This window comes from Streptomyces sp. WAC04114 (assembly GCF_019733245.1).
Classification (GTDB): Bacteria; Actinomycetota; Actinomycetes; order Streptomycetales; family Streptomycetaceae; genus Streptomyces; species Streptomyces massasporeus_A.
Genome location: NZ_JAIGQA010000391.1, coordinates 1 through 807, shown reverse-complemented (window position 1 = coordinate 807; position 807 = coordinate 1). Strand labels below are relative to the sequence as shown.

Annotated in this window: 1 protein-coding gene; it reads left to right on the top strand. The window is 76.1% G+C overall.

Features of this window, described 5'->3' with window-relative positions:
• Positions 1-10 precede the first annotated feature (10 nt).
• Positions 11-807 (top strand): streptophobe family protein (locus K4G64_RS39380; protein ID WP_374206516.1); only part of this gene is annotated, 797 nt, incomplete at its 3' end.

Here is an 807-nt window from a genome sequence, read left to right as displayed (position 1 = left end):
GGGCTCGGAGATGGGTATAAGAGAGCGGGACATCGGGGGGCTGCTGCCGGACCGGCTCGGCGATCTGGTCGACGCGCAGGCCGCGGTGGGCTTCACGGTCGACACGGCACCGACGCTGCTGGGCGGGCTCGGCTGGTCGATCGGCATCCTCGTCGTCGCGCTGCTGGCCTCGCGCCGTACGCCGCTGCCTCGGGGCTGGGAGGCCGTGCACCGGGTCGTGCGGCCGGCCGTGTCGGCGGTGGTGACCGTGCTGCTGGTGGCGGTGGCGGCGGGGTGCGCGGCGGCGGCGTACGCGGCGATCGGCGACGACCATCCCCGGCGCATCGCCGGCGCGGCGCTGCTCGGGGCGCCGAACGGGGTGTGGCTGGGTGTGCCGCTCGGCCTGTTCGTGCCCTGGGACGGGCGGGCGACGGGTGAACTGACCCGTTTCCTGCCGGACCCGCTGGACGATCTGCTCGGCTCCGGGACCGACCGGCCGGTGACGCTGGGCCGGCTGGCCGAGCTGGACGGTCGGGTGTGGCTGCTGGGGGTGGCGGCGGCGTCGATGATGCTGCTGGCGGGCGTGCTGGCGGGGGTTCGGACGCCGGTCGGGGCGGACGAGCGTCCCGGGGCGCTGCGCTTCGCGGCCCGGTGCGCGCTGCGACTGGGGGTCGCGACCGCGGTCACCCTGCCCTTGCTGGCCTGGCTGACGGGCGTCTCCGTGACCGCGTCCCTGTCCGTGCTCGGCTTCGACGCCTTCGACGCGGGCATCGACCTGCACGGCCACCTCGGTGCCGCGCAGCTGCTTGGTGCCGGCTGGGGTACGGG